Below are 347 nucleotides of genomic sequence, written 5' to 3'. Positions count from 1 at the left end.
CTAAAAACAAAAGAGCAAAAAAATGGCAATCGGTAGATTAAGTGTCTCGGTGGGAGTCAAAGGTAAAGGAGGCCCTCATGCCCAATATATTGCACGCGAGGGTAAATATGCTAAGTATAACGACGGCCTAGAAAAGTTGGAAGGAACAGGGTACGGAAACATGCCTAAATGGGCACAAACTGACCCCAATTTTTTCTGGAAAATGTCCGATGATAAAGAGCGAAAAAATGGTACATCTTATCGAGAGCATGTGATTGCTTTACCAAGAGAGCTAACAGCAGACCAACGCCATGAATTGATTAAAGAGTGGATTCATCAAGAAATTGGTGAAAAACATGCTTATCAAT

The 347-nt window shown here is 40.6% G+C and carries 1 protein-coding gene; it reads left to right on the top strand.

Annotated elements, in window-relative coordinates:
• Positions 1–22: 22 nt before the first annotated feature.
• Positions 23–347, top strand: a 325-nt coding sequence (locus SB772_RS39545) for a MobA/MobL family protein (RefSeq protein WP_410838457.1), incomplete at its 3' end; no start/stop codon positions are given.

The organism is Paraburkholderia sp. SIMBA_030, assembly GCF_046535245.1.
Lineage (GTDB): Bacteria > Pseudomonadota > Gammaproteobacteria > Burkholderiales > Burkholderiaceae > Paraburkholderia.
Note: the sequence above shows the minus strand (reverse complement) of the source record. Positions and strands in the feature narration are given on the sequence as shown.